Source organism: Rhodocytophaga aerolata, assembly GCF_030503435.1.
In the GTDB taxonomy this organism is placed as follows: domain Bacteria; phylum Bacteroidota; class Bacteroidia; order Cytophagales; family 172606-1; genus Rhodocytophaga; species Rhodocytophaga aerolata.
The window spans coordinates 31,736-52,338 of the sequence record NZ_JAUKPO010000018.1; the positions used below are offsets into that span (position 1 = coordinate 31,736).

The window sequence follows — 20,603 nt, forward strand, 5'->3', positions numbered from 1 at the left end:
CAATAGTTTAGTATATGGTGTATGCATTACAAGTAATACTCTTGATTAATGGGTTGAACAGGAGGTGGAATGTCTTTTTCACCCAGCATTTGTAACAGGTTAATCTCAATCGTCCGGCAAATCTGGTTAAGCGGAATACCAGTGGAAATTTCATCAAACGGGTCCATCAGCCCCATGCCATTCTGGTGCGTTACATGGAAAATAAAGCCAATAATCCATCCGATTACGATGGACCATCCGCCCACGGCATCGGCCAGAATTAAGGTAAGAAAGATAACAAAAGCCCAGATAAACAGCCTGGTAAAATAGATATATGAGGTAGGGAAAACCGTATTCCGGATACGTTCGCTTCTGCCCATATGGTCTGTTAAGGCACTAATCAATGTATTGAATTGTACAAACCGGAACTCATCAATGGCATGCGCTTGCGATAATTGTTGCAGGTCAATGGCATGCAGGGATAAAATGGCATTGGCCGTATTGCTTTCTTTATTTACTTGTTCCAGGTCTGTTTCACTCAGGAATTGCTTATAATATCCCTCCGCATTTCTCCGCAAACTCTCTTTTAAGGCATATATAAAAGCTATCTGCCGGAAAATTATTCGTTTTTTTAAAGCCGCTAATTCATCAATGGTTAACTCCCCGGGAACCGTATAATACAAAATATTGCGGGTCCAGCTGCGGCTATCATTTACAATGGCTCCCCAGATGGTTCTGGCTTCCCACCACCGGCTGTATGCCTGATTATTATTAAAACCTACAAAAAAGGCAATGGCTGTACCTAACAAAGTTGCCAGGGTAGCAGGTATCTGTATGGCTCTCGACACAATGTATTCATGCAGATAATAGGTAGCTACACAGGTGAAAATCATCATTAGGTCTACTTTCCAGGTGGACCGCAGAATCCGTACTAAGCTTAAATTCTGAGTAATTAACATGGGTAATAGTAAGGTGCCTTTCTCAAGTCAAGTAAAACCGTAATAGTATACCAACAATATGAATCAAATTTCTAACTCAATCAAGTTATCTGGATAATTCCGGCTATTTACCTTTCAGGAAGGAATGGGGATTAGCCTCTGGTCAGCAAGTAGAAAACAAAAAAGCCCTCTGGTTAGAAGGGCTTTCCGTTGTACAACTTTGGAGTAAGTATAGGGAGCATGTAAGTAACTAAACTACTAAAGCAGGTTCTCTACATACTCCCTCCAAATAAGATTACACACACAATAGGTACCAGAAGCAAGGATATAATGGAAGATAAGGACACCAGCAGCGAAGCATTCTCCGATTCTGTTTCCAGGAAAGAAGCAAACACTACCAGGTTAGCCGCAATAGGAAAAGCCGGAATCAGCAAAAGCAATTTTTGTTCATCGGGCTTGAGCTGTCCCATAACCGCCATTTCCAGCAAAACCAGCCCACCCATCAGCAAAGCAGCCGCCACATAGCGGATACCCAATAGTTTACTGAATTTCTTATACGCTACTTTTTTCAGGTTTACGGAAGTTAGCCCGATGCCTATGATCACCATCCCCAGGGCCGATAGTATCCAGCTCAGTCCTTCCATAACAGGAGCCAGAGATTCCGGAACCTTGAACCCCAGTGCATTGGCAACAATGGCTGCAACAGAGGCATATACGGCGGGTATTTTCACTACATTCAGTACGGCTTTTTTAATCGGCAAATCTTTACTGCGGGAAACCAGATAGTAGCCTATGGTATCTCCATAAAACACATTACCCATATACGCACTGATAATCAGCGGCATCTGTTGTTCGCCGAACAGAGCCAATACCACCGGAATACCAAACCAGCCAATGTTGAAATACGAATACGAACAGAATAACAAATATTTATTCATATCCTTTGCCACATACCGGTGAGTGATCCAGGCAGGCAGGTTCATGAGCAAGCCTAGCACAAACACCATCAGTGAAACAGTCAGCAGTTGAGACAATTCTGCCTTTGCCAGGTTATCGAAAATGACTACCGGAATTAAAAAATACAGCAGAATTTTAGAGACCGGCTTACTCTTTAAGCCGAACCACCGGCTGGCTGCATAACCGGCTGCAATAAACAGATAGAGAGGCAGTACATGAGAAAACAGTTTACCTAGTACGTCCATGGCATATCCGGTTAGTTATAGCACTGGCCATCCGGTCAATACAGGTTACATTGAACCATACTGCATTGGTGTCGAAAAGTTCGCCTACCAGCAACTGCCCGGTTCCATACAAAGGCGCATCCGGATGTCCGGGTACGTGTACTTGTAAGGTATAAGTATCGGCCCGTATGCCTCCTGGCTTATATGGAATAAGCAGGTTTTTCTTCAACAGTTGCTCCAGCAAGGGAATACGCATATAGGTAATATCCCGTGCGGTACCAGTTGCATTCACGAGATAAGGCACTTTATCAGTCTTTCCATTAGCCATTCTCAGCTGGAACAGTTGTTCTTTAGCCTCCCACTCTACTTTTTCTGAATGGCCTTTTACCGTAAGTTGCCCGGATTCCAGCAGCCTGATTAGTTTACGGCCATTTTCCGGAGGTATACAATGCCTGTTAATGTCGAAGTAATGACCAACCCATTTGGAGAACAGAATTTTCTGATCGGTAGGCAACAATTTCCATATTTCAAAAGAAAGGTACCGTGTAGCGTAAAGGATATTCTGAAATTCACTTTTTCCTTCCAAGGCTACTTCCAGATCGTATTTGAGTAATGCCAGCGGGTCCTTGCCTATTCTGTCAAACTTTTTCCAGTCTGTTTGTTTGCCCATTACCCGTTCAGCTTCTGCCCGGAACAAACGGATCAAGTCTTTAGCCCGCAGGGTACGTTTTTGCTCCCGGATTATTTTGCGGATGTTTTCCATGGTCAGGATTTTGCGTTCAAAATCTACATCAAAAGGTGTTTGTATCCGGGGCAACAATCCGTGTCTGGAATATAAGGTGAGCTTGCCGGTATGCCCGTTATCCATAAACGTCATCAGCGTGTCGATAGCCGTAAGACTTGTGCCCAGAATAGCTACTGGCGCATCGGCAGGAATATCCCTGATCAGCCGGCTGGAGGGCCAGGGAAAATCAACGTACGCAGGTGAAGCTTCTAAATGCCGGAAGTTATTGGGTTTTGGTGTGCCAGTTGCCAGAATGGTTACATCCGTTTCAAGTGTCTCTCCGGATTTCAGAAAAAGATCCACCTTCCCTTCCCGTATTTCTGCATCCACCACTTCATCATGGCATAGTTCTACCTGGATGTTATGCCGGCTGGCTAACTGGGTATATTCGGCGACAACATCTTTCAGGTATTGGCCATACAATTGGCGGGGCAAATACGCATCCGGATGAATCACAGCCTGCGGGTATTGTTGCTGCACGTTGCTTTTATGCGTTTGAAGCCACTCTACAAAATGCATGGGTTCGAAGGCAAAAATACCCATTAAACCAGCAGAGGTGTTCAGCAAATGGCCCTTCTGAGAGGTATCATAGGCAAGGCCGGGGCCAACCTCTTCTTTCTTTTCAAACAGGGTAATAGAAACTGGCGTAGGGGCCGGTTCAATAAGTAATTTTAATACAAGGTGGACAAGTGAAGCAACACCATTTGCCCCTCCTCCGACGATAGCTAGTGTGGTTGATTTCATTAAAAATGCCTATTCATATGTTTCTTCCAACTACGGGCTTTGTTGTTTTGTTTAGAAACGGATGATAAAAAGGAAATAACCTACATTCAACGAATAGGCAACCCGGCAAATCAATAGTGCTGTAACAACAAGAAACAATCCATCCGGAGAAGAAACTTGCATCCACCGGCTACGTTAAGGAAACGTATGAGCAGAGCTTTTGTAAAAGAAGATGATTCCGGCGAACCGCCTATTATTCCACCAAGGGCTGCCCTGCCTCCAGGTACGCCCAATTATGTAACGCCGCAGGGCTTGCAAATGCTTCGGGCAGAAGTAGGCCAGTTAGAAATGGAACGGACCGCCATTGAAGCCAACCGCCAGGATGAACCCGAGCGGAGAAGGCAGTTGTTAATCATTAATGGCCGCTTGAGTGCCCTCACCGAGCGGTTGGCAAGCGCCAGGCTGGTAGAGCCCCTCAGTGAATCAGCAGACCAGGTGCGTTTTGGCGTTACGGTAACCTTACGCACCAAATCCGGAGGCAAACCCGGCACCATCCGTCAGTTCACTATTGTGGGAGTAGATGAAGCCTCGGTACCCGATGGTCGTATCTCGTTTGTTTCGCCACTGGCAAGAAGTATCATGGGCGCTACCTTAGGCCAGAATATAGCCCTGCGCATGGGGCCGGTAACCGAAACTGTGGAAATTGCTGATATTTGCTATTCTTAATCTACCTTTGCAAACTCATATAGTATACGTTATTAATGGACGATTCATTTGAAATTCCCGTACTCTACAAAGGACAAGACCTGCACTTTACCTCCCGATTGCTTGTCTCTGGTTACACGCATAAAATCGAGGTAGATGTAAATGGCACGCCTGTTCAGTTTGAACCTGATGAAGAACGCAACTACCGGGCTATTGTAGATGCTGAAAAAGTAATTTCTACCCACAAAATAGACGCAGCCTTGCTAAAAGCTATAGCTCAGGCAATTGAGTCTATTGTGAAGTAATAATTGTATACCTGATGAGAGAAAACCCACTACTTTCATCCAGTAAACTTCGAGTTAACTTAGTATTCTTTTTTCTGTGAATTGCTCACAAAAGCAAACGATTTGCTATCTGTCTATCAGGAATAGACATGAATCGTGGCCGGGCTTCCTTAAAGAACGGCAAGCAGGTTAGGCACACCTTCTGCTACCCTCATCAGCCCTACCATTACCTGCTTACCGGATGGATGAGAATATCCGCCAAGCCTCAGATCATAACTTCCACGACCTCCTGTCTTGCATAAAAACAACTTTACTCCTGTATCGCCGTATCGGCTTGAGAGTTTGGAGAAGTTGCTTTGCGGCTTATTTCGGCATATAAACAGTTTTTAACTTAGGTAGCAATGAATTTATCTGGAAATACAGTGCTGATTACCGGTGGTGCTTCAGGCATAGGCCTGGCTCTGGCCGAACGTTTTTTGAAGGCAAAAAGTGAGGTAATTATCTGCGGAAGGCGGCAAGACAAACTGCAGGAAGCCAAACAAAAATTCCCTGCGCTACATACAAAGGTCTGTGATGTAGCCAATGCCAATGAACGTGTTGCATTACTAGAATGGATAGAAACCGAATTTCCAGAAACAAATGTACTGGTTAACAATGCCGGTATTCAGCACCGGGTAAATTTAGATGCAGGAACAGCCGGCTGGGAACATTACCGGCAAGAGTTACTTATTAACCTGGAAGCTCCTGTTCATTTATGTATCCTGTTCATTCCTCACCTGAAAAAGGTAAATCCTTCGGCAATTATAAATGTTAGTTCGGGCTTGGCTTTTTCACCCGGGGCATTTGCTCCGGTGTATAGTGCCACCAAAGCCGGGCTTCACTCCTTTACTTTATCGCTACGGCATCAGTTAAGCAAGACTTCTATTGAAGTGATTGAAATTGTGCCTCCGGCTGTTAACACTGATTTGGGTGGCCCGGGTTTGCATACCTTTGGTGTTCCGGTGAATGAATTTGCCGATTCTGTTATGAACCGCCTAGCCAATGGAGAACAGGAAGTAGGCTATGGCACCTCTGAAAAAAACCGGCTGGCAAGCCGTCAGGAACTGGACGAAATTTTCAAACGGATGAATGGCTAATCTTCCTCTCATTAATACTTCCTACTTGATTCTACTTTACTGGGAACAGAACCAATACTGAAAATAATTTTCATCCCAGCACATAGATTTTTTGTGCATTTTATTGGATATTAGGCCATACTGGTAAAACAACTGCTTATCAGTCACTATACCTTCTTAAAGGCCTTAACTTATGAAAGATTCCCGACGAGATTTTCTGAAGAAAAGCAGTTCCTTAGCTGCTTTATCCCTCAGTGGCCTAGATGCCCGAAAAGCCATGTCCGTTCCTTCTGTCAGAGAAGTGGTGAAAGATGCCGGCATGCAGCTATGTCTGGCGTACTTCTGGGGAATAGAACCCAGGAGAGTAGCACTGGCCAGGCAAATGAATGTCCTGGGGGCTGTTGGAGGAATTAACCCTGGTATGGCCGGACTGAAAAATATACCTGCCTGGGACGAAAAAGCCGTCAGGGGCGTGAAAGAAGCCTGGGAAAAAGAAGGCTTACAACTCCGGGTGGTGGAAGGTCCCCCTTCTCTCGGTACGTTAACAAAACTAGGATTGCTAGGCAGAGATCAGGAGATTGAGAATTTTATTACCTTAATGAAGAACCTGGCCAAAGTAGGCATTGATACCATTTGTTATAACTGGATGCCAGTTATTAGCTGGGCCCGTACTACACTCGACCGGCCTAGCCGCGGAGGTGCACTGGTTAGTGCATTTGATGTGGAAGACATAAAAGATCAAACTCCGTTTACCGAATATGGACCCTTGACTCATGCGGGTATGTGGAAAAACCTGGAATACTTCCTGAAAGCCGTTATCCCAGAAGCTGAAAGAACAGGCATAAAACTAGCCCTCCACCCGGATGATCCACCTGTAGATCAGATCCGGGGTATTCCCCGAATTATGACTTCAGTAAATGCCTTTAAACGGCTGTTAGACTTGTATCCTAGCTCCAGCAACGGCCTTACCTTATGCCAGGGAAGTTTTGCCTCCATGGGCGAAAAAGATAAAGGCGAAGATATTATTGGTGCCATCGAATATTTTGGCAAACGGAAGGCAATTCATTTTGTACACTTCCGCGATGTTAGAGGCAACAAAAATAACTTTGAAGAAACCTTCCATGACGATGGCAAAACGGATATGTTCCGGGCCATGCAAACGTATTACAACACTGGCTTCCGGGGGCCGATCCGCCCCGACCATGTGCCTACCATGGCCGACGACAGCAATGAACATCCTGGTTACAGCACCATTGGGGCTTTGTTTGCCATAGGCTATATGCGCGGACTAATGGAAGGGGTCAGTAAAAGCAGTAGGTAATGTTATATTTCCAGCTTGATCGGAAATACAACTACCTTCCACTTAGCTGAAACAGGACTATAACTAGTGTGTCAGAAGTAAGACAAATTAGCCTAAACAAGTTTATCACCCTGGCACTGGTGAGCAGTGAGTCAGTAACTTTCGTACAACACCAGGCGCCGGAAAACTAAGAAAGGTTTCTGACGGCTAGTTTATTTTCCGAACAACTATACCCGTACAGAAACCTTAGTACCAGTTTTCTTTTGCCAGTAAGTATTCTCTACATTCTATATATGAACCTGTTTAAACTTTTAAGAATAATTATTAGAAAGTGCGTTGGCCCGGAAAAACAGCGGGGTGTGCGTAAGCCTTGAGCGCAGAAACATAGTCAACTGCGTTGGTTCCTTTCGCATTCGCATGCTTGGGAATCCTAGACTTTTTTTGTTACTCAAGGCACTGGGCTGGCTCAAAACGTGCGTTTTGCCCTGTGGCAATGACAAAAAAGTAAGAAGGTATGGTCAAAATTATATGCTTTAGGACACACTTAATTGATAGTTTAATAAGTTTAAACAGCCTCTATATCAATTTACACACTTTGCAGATGTGGTTTAGTACTTGTTTCCTGTATAATGGTCCCTACTTCTTCTATCCGCAAGAACTGTTTCTGCTCAAAGTTATACGCATAAACACTGCCGGTTTCAATATGATACACCCAGCCATGCAAGGTAATTTTACCCATAGCCAGCCCGGCAGCCACACTTGGGTGCGTCCGCAGATTTGCCAGTTGAACCAGTACGTTTTCTTTTACGGTGGCAAGCAGTTTTTCCTCAGCTGTTAAATCCGGATATTTTTCCTCCACAATCCGGCGGGTTGCGTCTGCATGCTGCAACCAGCTGACTACACTGGGCATGGAGGTAAGTTTGTCCTGGTGTAATAACCCATGCATGGCGCCACAATGCGAATGTCCGCAGACAATAATATCCCGGATACCAAGCGCCGTAACCGCATATTCCAGCGTAGCTCCTTCTCCCCCATTTGCTGCCCCAAATGTTGGAATAATGTTGCCGGCATTCCGCATAATAAACAGTTCACCTGGCTTTGTCTGGGTGAGCAGGTTGGGATTGATGCGTGAATCGGAGCAGGTAATAAAGAGCGCCTCCGGTTGCTGACCACCAGCCAGCCGCTGAAAAAGTTCGCGGTGGGAGCTGAAAATCGTATTTTGAAAGTGATGAATTCCGCGGATGATTTTTTCCATAAGGCGTTGTTGTTGAGAGGAGTTAGGCGAAGGTAAGTAATATACACACGTTATGGATATAATCCAATCTTTACAGAATTTACCTTATACCGTGTAGTGAAAAAAGAAAAAGAAGGACTAGGGCCAGTTACACTTCCTAAAGGGAAATACGAACTGGCCAGTCCATTCTATTATAATATAAAGTACTCTGATTTGCTATTCTTTTCAGTTCTTTCCATACGTTTACTATCATCAGCCAGGTGGCTTTCTTTAAGCATTTGCCTTAAATCACGTTCTATGGTCCTGGCAATGCTGGTTACAGGCGTATCGGTTGGCTTATTTTCAAAGGGGTCTTGCAAATGAATAGCCATTTTCTCAATTAATGAAAGGGAGACCACAATAGCGATCACTAATGGAATCTCGGCTAGTCCAAAAAACTCAATAAGGCCAAAAGGGAGTAAGGCAATAAACAAGACCAGGGCGAAATGGATGTACAAACTGTACGTTACCGGAAATACCGTATTCTTGATCCGCTCACAGCCTCCCATGGCGTCGCAGAGTTTGGTTAAGGTTTGCTCCATGTGTACTTGCTGATATTCGTTGATCCATCCTTTTTTTAAGGCGATCCGCAGGTCATCAGCATGTAATTCCAGCAGGGCTACGGGCTTGTTTGTGTACCGTCTGGCAAAATCGAGTTCCTCTTTGGTTAACAATTGTTCTGTTCCAGCCAGGGGTGAGAGCTTGCGTAAGGATTGCCCTAAAGAATACGCCCAGGCTACCTGCCTTTTAATAAACCGCTCGCGGAAATACTCAACCTCGGAGGCCTGATAGGGATCTTCTACAAATGCCAGCACTTGCCTGGCTAAGGTACGCGAGTCGTTTACAATAGCTCCCCACAAGGTACGCGCTTCCCACCAGCGGTCGTAAGCCTGGTTAGAGCGGAACGCCAGTAACAAAGACAAAATAGTGCCCATTATTGCAGGCACTGAAATAGGTATAGAAATGCGAGTAAAATGAAAGGTGTTGTATACCACGGCTACCACAATAGCATAGATACTTACCACAATCACTTCTGTTTTTATTTTGCCCAGTACATATTTTACCGGAATATTCTCTTTTAATAACATATAGGCAGTTATCTAAGCGTCAATCAAAAAATTAGTTATTAGGTGGCCTTCCCAATGAGGAAAGGCTTATTGTTACTCTCATTCTTCAAGCCTGCCTTCTTTAAAGAAATTAATTTAACGACCATTGATAGGTCATATTTTTAACCCAGGCATATGGACTTATAGGCTTTTGTTTTTTCTCTTTCTGTAGAATCAACACTTCTTTTCCACTTTTGGCAATTAGCTTGGCAGGGTCGAAACTTTCTTTGCTTAACTGCTGAAAATGATACTGTTGCGGGTATACAATTAAATCTATCTTATGGCTTTCCAGGTAGTTTTTAAAAACAGCTACGGTGCTGCCATAGAAACAATCTACTTTAATGGAGTTAATCTGCTGCCAGTATCTGCTTTCCAGCCGCTTACAGTTACTCCAGAATTCATCACTGATATAGCTATACTCTTTGCGTCTGCGGGATAGCAGCATCAGATCGACCACCGAATTTGACAGCAAAAACACGTGTACAAATACAATATTGAGTTGCTCGGAGCGGAATTTATGTACCAGGTCTTCTATGCAAGCCAGCGATTGCAGACTAAAGTCGCTCGGGATTAAAATGTTCTTCATAGGCTAGTTGGTTATTTGTTTCAATGACACAAAACTAGCTTTCAGTTATTAAGAACTTTTAAGAAACTTATTAAAATCTGATTAGAATTATGATGGGTGCCGTTGTATAACTACCTGTAGCTTTTCCTGCACAAATGCCTGTTAAGCCTGCTGTATGCTGGCGCAAGGCTGAAAATACGAAACAAAAAATCTGTGAAAACTGCCTGTGCTAAGAACGTTGTGAAACAGGTATTTCCTGCGCGGCAACCTGGTTAATAACGTGTGGCTCTGCTACTGGCAGGACAATACTGATATCGGTTCCTTTGCCTTCTTTGGTATTAATTTGTATGCTGCCTTTGTGCAGCCGGATAATATTCATAGACAAGGGCAGACCAATGCCATGGCCTTCAAAATCACTGGTATTGGAAGCCCGGAAAAAAGGTTCAAAAACGTATCGGAGTTCCTGTGCCGGTATACCGATGCCCATGTCTTTTACCTGAACTACTACTTGTTTGTCTGTACTTTGCAGGCTGATAATTACCTGCTGATTATAGGAATATTTGCACGCATTGGCTACAATATTACTGATTGCCAGTTTAAGCAGCGTGGCATTGCCATGTACTTTCAGTTCATCTTCCTCGGGCGGTAACTTACTAAAATCTACCTGTATCTTGTTTTGCGGGTATAACTGATCTACCGACTCTTTTACCTGCCAGATCAACTCATCTGTCCGGATAGCTTCCCAGTTTTGTTTTTTGCCATCAAAGCCGGTTTGGGCCAGTCCCAGCAAGCCGGTAATCATTTGATTCAACTTTTCTGATTCCCGGTGAATGACCTCTAACGAATACAAATGTGCTTCCGTTAAGCCTGGTTGCCGAAGCGCCAGTTCAGCTTCTCCTTTAATAACCGTGAGGGGCGTACGCAACTCGTGAGAAGCATTGCTTACAAAATTGTTTTGTATTTCAAAGGCTGTTTCCAGGCGGGTAAGCATATCGTTGAATGTGTGCCCAAGCATATTCACCTCATCTTTGCCCCCATTGGTTTCCAGGCGCAAATGCAGGTTCTGAGCCGTAATATTCTGTACATTGTGGATCATCTCCCGGATAGGTTTAAACGTCTGATAAGAAAACACTTTTCCTACCCAATACACCACCAGAATAGAAATACCAAACCCCAGAATGAGGATGTTTTTTAAATGATTCATCTCCTGAAAGCCATACGGATCGGTAGCCGATACTACCACCAGGGTGAGTTCTGTAGGACTGCGGTAGAGGGTGCCGGCAAAAAATTTATTATCCTGGCGGTACCGTGCTTTCTGGTTTGTACGCAGGTCTGCTAAGAATTCTTTGGGTAGTTCCTCCGGAAGGGACGTCATAAGTTGCTCCCCGGAAGGGATGGGTAAATAATATTCTTTCTCGGAGGGAAGTTTTTCCAGGTATTGCTGGCGTATATTTTGCACTACCCGGCTGCTGTCTGAGTTTTTATTAGAATAAATAGACCGCACAATCTGAACCCTGGTTTCCAGGCGTTTGTAAAAATCTTCGAAGGCATAGTGGTTAGCAAACAAAAAGATAAACCCATTGAGGAACAAAATGACCATGGAGGTCAGAAAGAAAAACAGTATGGTAACTTTTGTTTGTATATTCATCTTAAAAATCAGGGTTCTTTCAACATGTAACCCATGCCGAAAACTGTTTGAATGAGTTTGGGTTCGAAGTCTTTGTCGAGTTTCTTGCGCAGGTAATTGATATATACGTCTACAACATTGGTGCCCAGGTCAAAATTTATATCCCAAACGTGTTCCAGAATCTCAATTCTGGAAAGTACCCGTTTCCGGTTAGTAGCCATAAACTCCAGCAGCCGGAATTCAGTAGAGGTTAAAGTAATGGGCTGATTATTACGGGTTACACTTTTGGCGGCCAAATCGATGGCTAAATCAGCAATTTTGATGATATGGTGTGCTGCTATGCCTCTGTTTCTGCGGATAAGCGTCCGTATGCGAGCATTCAACACATCAAAATTAAAAGGCTTTACCAGATAATCGTCGGCACCGGTATCTAGGCCGGTGACAATATTCTCGGGCGTACTTAACGCAGTTAAAATCAGAATAGGTACCTGGCTGTTTTTTACCCGTATATTCCGGCAAAGCTCAAGACCTGCCATACCTGGAAGCATCAGATCTAATAAGATGAGATCGAACTCATAATTGATGGCTAGTTTGAGCCCGGAATGTCCATCCATCGCAGCACTTACCTGATACCCTTCGTGGGTGAGCCCCCGCTGAATCATGGTCACCAGGCTGGCTTCGTCTTCAATTAATAGTATTTTTAATGCTTCCATGTTACAGCAACTAGCAACAGCGCAGAATGTTTTACCGGGAATACTCCTGATACCTTTGCTTAAATAAACCAATGAGATATAGCTGAGTGTATGAGCGAGCCTACAAACCTACCCTTGAAGAAAACCAGGATTTTATTCGGAAATTGGCAAGTTAGCATGCACTTCTGGTACAGCTAAACCTTTTATACGTTCCTGTTATCCATGAGTTTTACTAATGCGCTTCTTCTTTGTATAAAGAATTATTTCCAGTATAAAAAGCAGCGGGCAGACACCTGATGGTAGTATCTGCCCGCTGCTTGCTGTTTTGGAAGGGGAACCTGTTAGGTAGTCTGAAGTAATTCGTCTAAATTTTCGAGAGCTGAACTAAAGCCTTCTTTAAAGCCCATTTCCAGTATTTTTTCAAGATCGGCTAAGCTATCAAAAGTAAGTTCGATCAGTACCAGGGTAGCTTCTGCGGCTTGATTAAATCTTGTATGCCACTTATTTTGAGGCAGTTCTTGAGTAATTACTCCTTGTGAATCACAAAAACCTTCCATTGCTGTAAACTCCTTTAATGCTTTAATCGATTGATAATCCATTCTTGCCCAATGGGTTTCCCCCTCCGGCCCGACCATTGCATAGAGCCAATATCCTCCTTCGGTAAAATTCATCAGTTTAGTTTTGGCTTTCCAGGGCTTTGGCGCCCACCACTGGTCGAGTAAGTCACTTCTTGTCCATGCTGCCCACACTTGAGAAAGGGAGGCGGCAAATTCTCTTTCAACGGTAATTTTTCTGTTTTTCTTGTCTACAGAAAAATTCATGGATAAACTACTGTTCATGTTGGGTAGATTTTAGGTTTGTCAATAATTGATCAAGTTGAGTAAAACGGTTTTCCCAAAGGGTTTTAAACTGTTCGAGCCAGACATACATTTCTTTCAACTTACTGGGCGCTAACTGGTAGTATATTTCCCTGCCTATCTTTTCTTGTTTTACTAATTCACATTGCGAGAGCACTTTAATATGTTTAGACACAGCCTGTCGGGTAGAATTAAAATTATCGGCCAGGGCATTGGGAGTCATGGCTTGCGTTGCCAGAAGCAGCAATATGGCCCTTCGGGTTGGGTCTGCTATGGCTTGAAAGACGTCTCGTTTCATAAATAAATTATCATCATTTGCAACCAAGTAGTTGCAAATATACGCAACTACTTGGTTGCAAAAAATATTTTTCACTATTTATTTAATATTTCACTCTCCTAGTCAGGTAGAACACCAATAATGGATCAACAAAAAACACTTATATAATTTATTACTTTCCTTACCATATAGGATTTTCAGGTTTGTTTTTAGCCATCCGAAGCTGCATAATAATAAGTAAAAAATTGCCGCAAATGCCCTGCAAGAATGCCTTAATCACACACGATAAAAATCTTCTGTATACACGTACTTTGTACTAATCAAACACACAAAGCTATGACCTCACGTAATATCACCAAAGGTATTTTTTGGACCACTACCACCCTCCTCTTTCTATTTGAAGGAGTAATGCCTGCCCTTACCTCTCATACAGAAGTAGCAGTAGAAGGTATCAGGCACCTAGGCTATCCGGATTACTTCCGGGTTCTGTTAACTGTTTTTAAGGTGGCAGGCGCCCTTGCATTACTGATGCCCTTTGTTAAAGGACGGGTGAAGGAATGGGCCTATGCAGGTTTCGCCTTCACGTTTATCAGTGCCATTGTTAGCCACTGGATGGTAGATGGATTGCATGTACAAACCTTTTTCCCGCTATTCATTTTAGCTATTCTGATCACCTCCTATCTATCGTACCATAAACTCCTGAAACAGAAACATCCGGTGACTACATCTGCCCAGTCACTGCCGTATACCAATCCAAGGCTTGTATCTTCTCATTAATTCTACGCTGGTTTCTTGCTTTCGTAACCTACTAATTTGCTAGACGGAAGAAATGGCCTTATTGCAGAGTGCACGCCATGAAAAAGGTTTTAAAAGAGGCCGGAAAACCGCCTACCCACTACCTATGAAAAATTTATTGCTTACACAATTTGATCTACACCACCGCTTGTATATGAATGTGCTGGATGGTTATTCCGATGAAGAAACAAACAAGCGGCTGCAGGGCCATCCGCAAATAAATCATGTAAAGTATCTGGCTGGCCACCTGTTGAATTCACAATATGGCCTGGCTTCCATGGCAGGTATGCATCCGGAAATTAAGTGGAATGATTTATTTGCCGTTATGGGCCAGTCGAAAGCCAAAGATAATTTTCCATATCCTACGATTGAAGAAATTAAAGCTGAATGGAATGGCCTGTACCAACCGTTAAGAGAATGCCTCAAAAAGTTAACACCGGATGGGCTGGCACAAAAACCAGTGGCTCCTTTTGATGAAGTAGCTTCCTCTTGTGGGGAATTGTGGGCCTTTATTAATCACCATATGGCCTATCATATCGGTCAGATTGCCCTGCTGCGTAAAGGATTCGGAAAGAGCCCCATGAGTTACGAGTAGATGCGTCTATAAAAGCTGCAGGAATTTGGTATACGGCTATTTTGAAAAATAAGTGGGAAGGAAAGAACGTATCTTCCCTTTCCGCTTTGTTTTTTCTAGCTAACACTAATAGGTTTGTCCGTTTTCAAATAGAGTAGTTCAATCGTTACCAGGTGTTTTCAACAATTATTCAAAGGAAAAATCAGTAGGGTATACAGGTGGCTAAATTTCAGTGTTAAAAACAGGTATCACGCCGGATTAGTTTTCAGGGTAACTTCATAGATATACCCATTCGTATACCAGGTATCTCCCTGCTTGAACACTCGTATAATTCCTTGTTCATTCAATGTTAGATAATAGGCTAAGTTTTGCTGTACAAATTCTTTAGCTGGCAACTGCGCAAGGGCTAGTAGTTTAACATTGTATGAGCTAATGGCTGTTTGCAGTACCTGATGATAGTCTGTTAATGTATGTACTGGTAGATAGAGTCTGCTTTTGGCATGCATATACGTTTTTGCTTTATCTAACAGTTCTAAGATAAACCGGTTTCCACTTTCTCCACCATCAAAGGTATCTGCTAACTGTTGGCCTAGCTGGTGGGCGTATACTGGCGGAACAATTTCATTGGGTAAATTAGCTATAATAACCTCAAAGGGCCCATCAAAATCTCCAAACAAAGAACCAAGTCTTACCTCTACCGGTACTCCATTCAATTGCGCATTCCGCCGGGCTAGTTCAACGGCTGGCACTTCTATATCTGTAGCCGAGACAATAGCTCCTTTTTTTGCCGCGTAAATAGCCAGTACCCCTGAACCTGTACCAATATCGATGACCCGTTCCTGAGGGTAAATGCCGAGTGTATTCGCATAAAAAGACCCGTTGGGGGAAGGAGCAAACACAAATTGATTCAGCTCAAGTGTTATATTCTGCTCTTGAACTGTTACGTGACGTATTTCATTCTCTTGAGCAAACATTGACTTTCCTTTTACAAGTTGTGGGTACAAGTGTTGCGATGCTATACTTTCCAAAGGGATGAGGTTGCTGCCAGCTACCTTATTGCAGTTTGGTATGGCCCAGCTCTCCGTAGGGAGAAAGTTTATTTTTTACGTTTTCCGGTTTGTTGTGCTGGTTTCATAGGTGAACTAAGCTTTTCGGCCAGTTTGCGGTACCCTTCCGCATTCGGGTGTAAGCCATCTGTAAAGAGTGTTTCATCAATTTTGCCTTCTGATGTCAGCAGCACCCTGCCAGGCTCAGCATACGTTACATTTAACTCCCCAGATGCCTGGGCAATGCCTTCATTCAGGCGGGAAATCCGTTGCTCTTCTTGGCGGCGAGGAAGTATCCCTAGTAACAAAATAGCTGCCTTTGGCTGGCGGATTTTAATGGCTTGTACCAACCATTTCAGTCCTTCGACTATTTCTCTATCTGAATTGAGGTGCAAATTATTTGTACCCATCAGAATAATAACCTGGTTGGCTGTGTACCCGTCTAGTTCCTCATGATACACCCGCCACAGTACATTTTCAATCCGGTCCCAACCATAGCCTAAATTCTGCGTTTTTGAGGAGGCAAACAAGCTATTCCACGAATCTTTTCCCCGGCTGATAGGTGCTTCCGGTTGTCCTGCCCAGTAATGAGTAATAGAGTTTCCTATAAATATAATTTCAGGTGGGCTAGTTTTAGTCAGGGCTAGTATGTCCCTGTGCCTGGTTTCCCAATCATAAATCTTAGCATCTCTCGATTGAGTGCAAGGCTGCATAGTCGTATAGGTGCCGATGGGTTCTTGTAAAATAACCCGGATTCTCTTTTCGTAAGCATCGGCATACTGTTGCATGCCTAAATCCGAGGGATGTGTACCATCCACCATAGCATCCAGACTCAGATTAATTTCTGACTGGGGAAGCAAATAGAGTTGCTCTACGGATTCCATCTTCAACTGGGCGAAGGCCTCCCGCATCAGCGCATTTACCTCCTGATATAGTTTGCGTCTTTCCGGATTAATTAGTCCTTCTGTATAACCGGCGTGTTCCACTAACAGGATGGACGTAGTTGGGCGTTTTTGCCGCAGTATTTTCACCGATTCTATGATGCGTTGCTTTATTTCCTGAGGAGAAATTCCTACGCTAGCCACTAAATTGGGTAAGCAATCCAGTATGTATAGTTTAGCGTCAATATGTGCTAGCAAGCTTACTACTTCTTTTTCTAACCGGCCATTGCCCGAAAAGCCCAGGTTAATCAGGGGACGGTCCAGTTTACGGCCGACAATAGCCGGCCAGGCCATACCCGGCCTGGAAGCACAGGCACCCTGGGCAATAGAAGTTCCATACACTACAATTGGTTTATCTACCCGCACTGGCAGTGGGGTAAAACTTGCACCTTGCGGCACCCCTATTTGCATCCACTTCACAGAATTATACAATGGCAGGTATAGCCGGTATTCGCGTCCTTTTGGGTGGTAGGTATCATTGGGTTGCAGGCCGGTAAAACTGTATTGAATAGTATCGCCGAATGTATATTTTCCGGCACACCAAAGATAGCCTCCATCACTGGAAACTGCATATAAATCCACTCCACTTACGCCAGTAGCCGGCATATGTGGTAACGCATGTTTCCCCTCCACCATATACTTTATAATTACCTGGTCGGTACTGGCCCGGAACCGGATAAGCAGCCCAGCCGACTGGCGCGACAAATTCCATACTTCTTTTCTGACAGTTTGCTGGGCTGATGCTGGGAGCCGGTCGTAAGGATGTTCTAGTTGGTTAGGCCAGGCTTGCCCTTCAATTACCGGAAAATCGTGTTGAGCAGGGTTCCACCACACATAGTTTGCAGGAGCCTGAGAAAAGGCAGCCAGGCTTTGCAGAAAGGTGGCCAGCAATAAAAGCGTTTTCTGTATAGATCGGGAGTAAGTGAACATGTGATGCCAATTTACTCCAAAGTAAAGGGATACTGCCGGATTAGCAAATAGCAAGTTAGTTAAAAGATGCGTCCAATGAATCTTCTCTTTTTATTCTTGCTGATTACAAAAATCAAATCTGTGCAATAAGCCTTAAAACTGACTAGTAGTAGTTGAAAGGATTAGCTTCTACTAGCGAATAGTTGAACTGAGCTAGTAACCCGTCTATTGATAGGCTGCGCGTTTACTAACCGGCGGCTTTATTGGGAAGATGAATGCTAAAACTGGTGCCTTTGTTAATTTTACTTTCCAGGGTAATGCTGCCTTGCAAAACCGTAACAGCTTGTTTTACGATATACAGCCCCAAGCCCGAACCTTCCGACTGGTCGGTAGCCCGGAAAAACATACTAAATATACGATCCTGGTAAGCCTGCTCTATGCCTACTCCGTTATCGGTAAACACAATTTCTGCCTGACCCGGCGAAAGGGTGATATGAATGTGTAAATAACTGTCGGGTTTGGCAAAGTCCTGATACTTAATGGCATTAGAAATGAGGTTGGAGAAAATGATTTTCAAGCGGAACGGATCTGAATTAATGTTTTCTCCGGTAATCTGGGTAGCAATTTGCAGCCGGTCGAAATGTTTCAGGCTTGCCAGTTCCTGTAAACATTCTTCCATCAAAGCCGGAAAGTGAATACTAGCTGATCGAACTGGTGTTCTGGTGTTGCGGGAATAGTCCAGCATCGATTTAATAAAGGTATCTAACTTCTGTACTCTTCCTTCAATTAAATCCACATACTGCATTTTGGTGCTTTCTTCGGCTTCCCCCCGGATAATGGTCACTAATCCCAAAATAGTTGTCAGCGGAGCCCTCAGATCATGAGATGTTTTGTAAACGAACTGGTCTAATTCAAAATTTTTCTCATGCAGTTCGGCCAGGGTATTTTCCAGCATTTTCTGCGTTTGCTTTTGCTCTTCAATGTCGGTACCTACCCCAAACCACTCCAGCAGGTTGCCTTCTGAGTCAAATACGGGCACAGTTCGCCCCAAATGCCAGCGGTACGTACCATCTTCCCTTTGCAAGCGGTATTGTGCTTGCCAGATTGATTGGCTCCGTTGTGCCTCCTGCCAACTGCTATATACAGCTGGCCTATCTTCGGGGTGGATAAGCTCGTAGGTGTTTACTTTTTCTCCTACCGGGATTCCACAGTAAGAATACCAGTGAGAGTTGTAGTAAGTAGTGTTTCCTTGTACATCCGTTGTCCAGGCCATGGCTGGAATCCCTTCTAAAATACTCCTTATCCGGGAGCGGCTTTCTTCGATTTTTTTCCGGGCGTTTACCTGTTCACTCACATCATGGCCAAAAATCAGCACACCGTTCCTGCCGCCCGTCTTGTTGCGTATCGCCTGAAACAGCAAATTATGATAGGCATCGGGTGGGCCTTGCCGCCCGGTAAGCTGGATAGGCATTTCAATAATTGCCCTTGTTTCCCCAGTCTGGTATACCTGTTGAATCATTTCAAAGAAATACCCGGCTGGCAAGCCTTCCAGGCAATTTGCCAGGGGAACCCCTACCTGTAGAATATTACCTAAGAGTTTTTCCAGATGCGGGTTAAAAAATTCGACTATGTGCTCAGGGCCCCTGACAATTGCAATAGGACTGGGAATAGCCATCAGCAGTGAATAAAAATAGTTCAACTGATCTTCCGTTTCCGTTTTGGCTTGTCTTACCTCTTCAATATCGGTACAGGTACCAAACCATTTGATGATTGTGCCATGCTTATCTTTGTAGGGGACGGCATCCACTTGAAACCAGCGGTAAACCCCATCGTGCCGGAGCAAGCGGTGTTGGATTTGGTAATTAATACCCTGTTGAACAGACGTATACCAGGTCTGTAAGGTGAGTTCTCTATCCAATGGGTGAATAGCCTTTGTCCATCCATCGCCTACTATCTGCTTCATCGCTGACCCAGTATATTGTAGCCACTGCTTATTTACGAAATCGGCATGTCCATCTGGTTGCGTACTAAAGACCAGGGAAGGGATTTCATCCAGTAAAAACGCATACTCGTTTGATAACTCTTCCCGGGCAAGTTCAGATTCTTTTTGCTTGGAAACATCCTGCAAGGTGCCTATCATACGCACTGGTTTGTTCTGGGCAGCATATACGATATACCCCCGCTCCAGCACATACGCATAGGAACCATCTTTTCGGCGGAAGCGGTATTGCTCTACCCACTGCGTACCGCCTTGTTGAAATAGTGCCTGCAGACTTTCCTGAACTCTTTCATAATCTTGCGGATGCAGGTGAGCAGACCAGAAATGAATGGTATGCTCAATGGCTTGTTGCTCACAGCCAATCAGGTGAAGAAAGCCTTCATTCCAGGAGAGATACCCCGACAGCAAATCCCACTCATATACGGCATCATTGGTTGCCTGCAGGATCAATTCTGTCCGCTCTTTTGCCAGAGCCAAGGCTTGTTTTAAGTGAAGAACTTCCTGTATAAGATCTTCCCGGCTAAGGTCCTCCAGCGAATGGCTGGATGAACTATCTTCTTGGAAAAGCATATAGTGCGTTGTTAAAAGTTGTACTACTAACGTAAACGTATCCTGGAAATGTATCCCACTTACTGGGAGAATTCCCTGTTGGTTTATACGGGTCTTACTGATTTTGTTTAGTAATCCGGTAGCTTTCATGCTTTCCGGCAGGTATACCATGATGGTGTGCTATATCCGGATCAGGTACCTAGCCACATCCTTGTACGTGCTCTCAAGCGGCAACTTTCCTTTGAAATTCCGAGGAATACTTTCAATATACTGTTCCCTGGCAATGCCTTGTTTTCATCTTTGTGTACACCCAAAAAGTTGTAGATACTAGGCGTATCCAGCAACACCCGATCCCCCACTTTATCAAAGCCTACTTATACGGGT

Annotated in this window: 19 protein-coding genes; 6 read left to right on the top strand and 13 right to left on the bottom strand. The window is 44.1% G+C overall.

Annotated elements, in window-relative coordinates; genetic code table 11:
- Positions 1–26: 26 nt before the first annotated feature.
- From Q0590_RS23815 to Q0590_RS23825, 3 genes are all read right to left on the bottom strand, one after another.
- Positions 27–938 carry a bestrophin family protein gene (locus tag Q0590_RS23815; RefSeq protein ID WP_302040124.1) on the bottom strand — a complete coding sequence of 304 codons (912 nt, stop codon included), beginning with the start codon at positions 936–938 and terminating at the stop codon, positions 27–29.
- Positions 939–1,189: 251 nt separating this feature from the next.
- Positions 1,190–2,119, bottom strand: a complete 930-nt coding sequence (locus Q0590_RS23820; RefSeq protein ID WP_302040125.1) for an AEC family transporter — start codon at positions 2,117–2,119, stop codon at positions 1,190–1,192.
- Entirely contained in the window at positions 2,103–3,626 is a 1,524-nt protein-coding gene (locus Q0590_RS23825; protein ID WP_302040126.1) for an FAD/NAD(P)-binding protein, read from the bottom strand. The genes Q0590_RS23820 and Q0590_RS23825 overlap by 17 nt, the downstream gene beginning before the upstream one ends.
- A gap of 186 nt (positions 3,627–3,812) precedes the next feature.
- Between Q0590_RS23825 and Q0590_RS23830 the strand changes: the two genes are divergently transcribed.
- From Q0590_RS23830 to Q0590_RS23845, 4 genes are all read left to right on the top strand, one after another.
- Positions 3,813–4,331 carry a GreA/GreB family elongation factor gene (locus tag Q0590_RS23830; protein ID WP_302040127.1) on the top strand — a complete coding sequence of 173 codons (519 nt, stop codon included), beginning with the start codon at positions 3,813–3,815 and terminating at the stop codon, positions 4,329–4,331.
- 35 nt (positions 4,332–4,366) lie between these two features.
- The gene (locus tag Q0590_RS23835) at positions 4,367–4,615 is read left to right on the top strand and encodes a hypothetical protein (protein WP_302040128.1); all 249 of its coding nucleotides are present in this window, start codon (positions 4,367–4,369) and stop codon (positions 4,613–4,615) included.
- Positions 4,616–4,995: 380 nt separating this feature from the next.
- Positions 4,996–5,730 (top strand): SDR family oxidoreductase, encoded by a 735-nt coding sequence (locus tag Q0590_RS23840; RefSeq protein WP_302040129.1) that lies wholly within the window; start codon positions 4,996–4,998, stop codon positions 5,728–5,730.
- A gap of 172 nt (positions 5,731–5,902) precedes the next feature.
- Positions 5,903–7,030 carry a mannonate dehydratase gene (locus tag Q0590_RS23845; RefSeq protein WP_302040130.1) on the top strand — a complete coding sequence of 376 codons (1,128 nt, stop codon included), beginning with the start codon at positions 5,903–5,905 and terminating at the stop codon, positions 7,028–7,030.
- 565 nt (positions 7,031–7,595) lie between these two features.
- Here the strand turns inward: Q0590_RS23845 and Q0590_RS23850 are convergent.
- The 7 genes from Q0590_RS23850 to Q0590_RS23880 form a co-directional block, all read right to left on the bottom strand.
- The gene (locus tag Q0590_RS23850) at positions 7,596–8,264 is read right to left on the bottom strand and encodes a carbonic anhydrase (protein ID WP_302040131.1); all 669 of its coding nucleotides are present in this window, start codon (positions 8,262–8,264) and stop codon (positions 7,596–7,598) included.
- Positions 8,265–8,434: 170 nt separating this feature from the next.
- Positions 8,435–9,370 (bottom strand): bestrophin family protein, encoded by a 936-nt coding sequence (locus tag Q0590_RS23855; protein WP_302040132.1) that lies wholly within the window; start codon positions 9,368–9,370, stop codon positions 8,435–8,437.
- Between the two features lie 109 nt (positions 9,371–9,479).
- The gene (locus Q0590_RS23860; protein ID WP_302040133.1) at positions 9,480–9,974 is read right to left on the bottom strand and encodes a hypothetical protein; all 495 of its coding nucleotides are present in this window, start codon (positions 9,972–9,974) and stop codon (positions 9,480–9,482) included.
- Between the two features lie 208 nt (positions 9,975–10,182).
- On the bottom strand, positions 10,183–11,601 hold the full coding sequence (locus Q0590_RS23865; protein ID WP_302040134.1) for a HAMP domain-containing sensor histidine kinase: 1,419 nt from the start codon (positions 11,599–11,601) through the stop codon (positions 10,183–10,185).
- Between the two features lie 8 nt (positions 11,602–11,609).
- The gene (locus Q0590_RS23870) at positions 11,610–12,293 is read right to left on the bottom strand and encodes a response regulator transcription factor (protein WP_302040135.1); all 684 of its coding nucleotides are present in this window, start codon (positions 12,291–12,293) and stop codon (positions 11,610–11,612) included.
- Between the two features lie 320 nt (positions 12,294–12,613).
- On the bottom strand, positions 12,614–13,111 hold the full coding sequence (locus Q0590_RS23875) for an SRPBCC family protein (protein WP_302040136.1): 498 nt from the start codon (positions 13,109–13,111) through the stop codon (positions 12,614–12,616).
- Positions 13,101–13,427 carry an ArsR/SmtB family transcription factor gene (locus Q0590_RS23880; RefSeq protein ID WP_302040137.1) on the bottom strand — a complete coding sequence of 109 codons (327 nt, stop codon included), beginning with the start codon at positions 13,425–13,427 and terminating at the stop codon, positions 13,101–13,103. Before Q0590_RS23880 ends, Q0590_RS23875 begins: the two co-directional genes overlap by 11 nt.
- Before the next feature lie 315 nt (positions 13,428–13,742).
- Between Q0590_RS23880 and Q0590_RS23885 the strand changes: the two genes are divergently transcribed.
- Positions 13,743–14,183, top strand: a complete 441-nt coding sequence (locus Q0590_RS23885; protein ID WP_302040138.1) for a DoxX family protein — start codon at positions 13,743–13,745, stop codon at positions 14,181–14,183.
- 124 nt (positions 14,184–14,307) lie between these two features.
- Positions 14,308–14,796, top strand: coding sequence for a DinB family protein (locus tag Q0590_RS23890; protein ID WP_302040139.1), 489 nt, complete (start codon positions 14,308–14,310; stop codon positions 14,794–14,796).
- Positions 14,797–15,023: 227 nt separating this feature from the next.
- Here the strand turns inward: Q0590_RS23890 and Q0590_RS23895 are convergent, their stop codons facing one another.
- The 3 genes from Q0590_RS23895 to Q0590_RS23905 all read right to left on the bottom strand — a co-directional run bounded on the left by Q0590_RS23895 (position 15,024) and on the right by Q0590_RS23905 (position 20,240).
- Complete coding sequence (locus Q0590_RS23895; protein WP_302040140.1) at positions 15,024–15,803, bottom strand: 50S ribosomal protein L11 methyltransferase; 780 nt, start codon at positions 15,801–15,803, stop codon at positions 15,024–15,026.
- Between the two features lie 68 nt (positions 15,804–15,871).
- Positions 15,872–17,692, bottom strand: coding sequence for an SGNH/GDSL hydrolase family protein (locus Q0590_RS23900; RefSeq protein WP_302040141.1), 1,821 nt, complete (start codon positions 17,690–17,692; stop codon positions 15,872–15,874).
- 226 nt (positions 17,693–17,918) lie between these two features.
- Positions 17,919–20,240, bottom strand: coding sequence for a PAS domain-containing sensor histidine kinase (locus Q0590_RS23905; RefSeq protein ID WP_302040142.1), 2,322 nt, complete (start codon positions 20,238–20,240; stop codon positions 17,919–17,921).
- Positions 20,241–20,603: the final 363 nt, after the last annotated feature.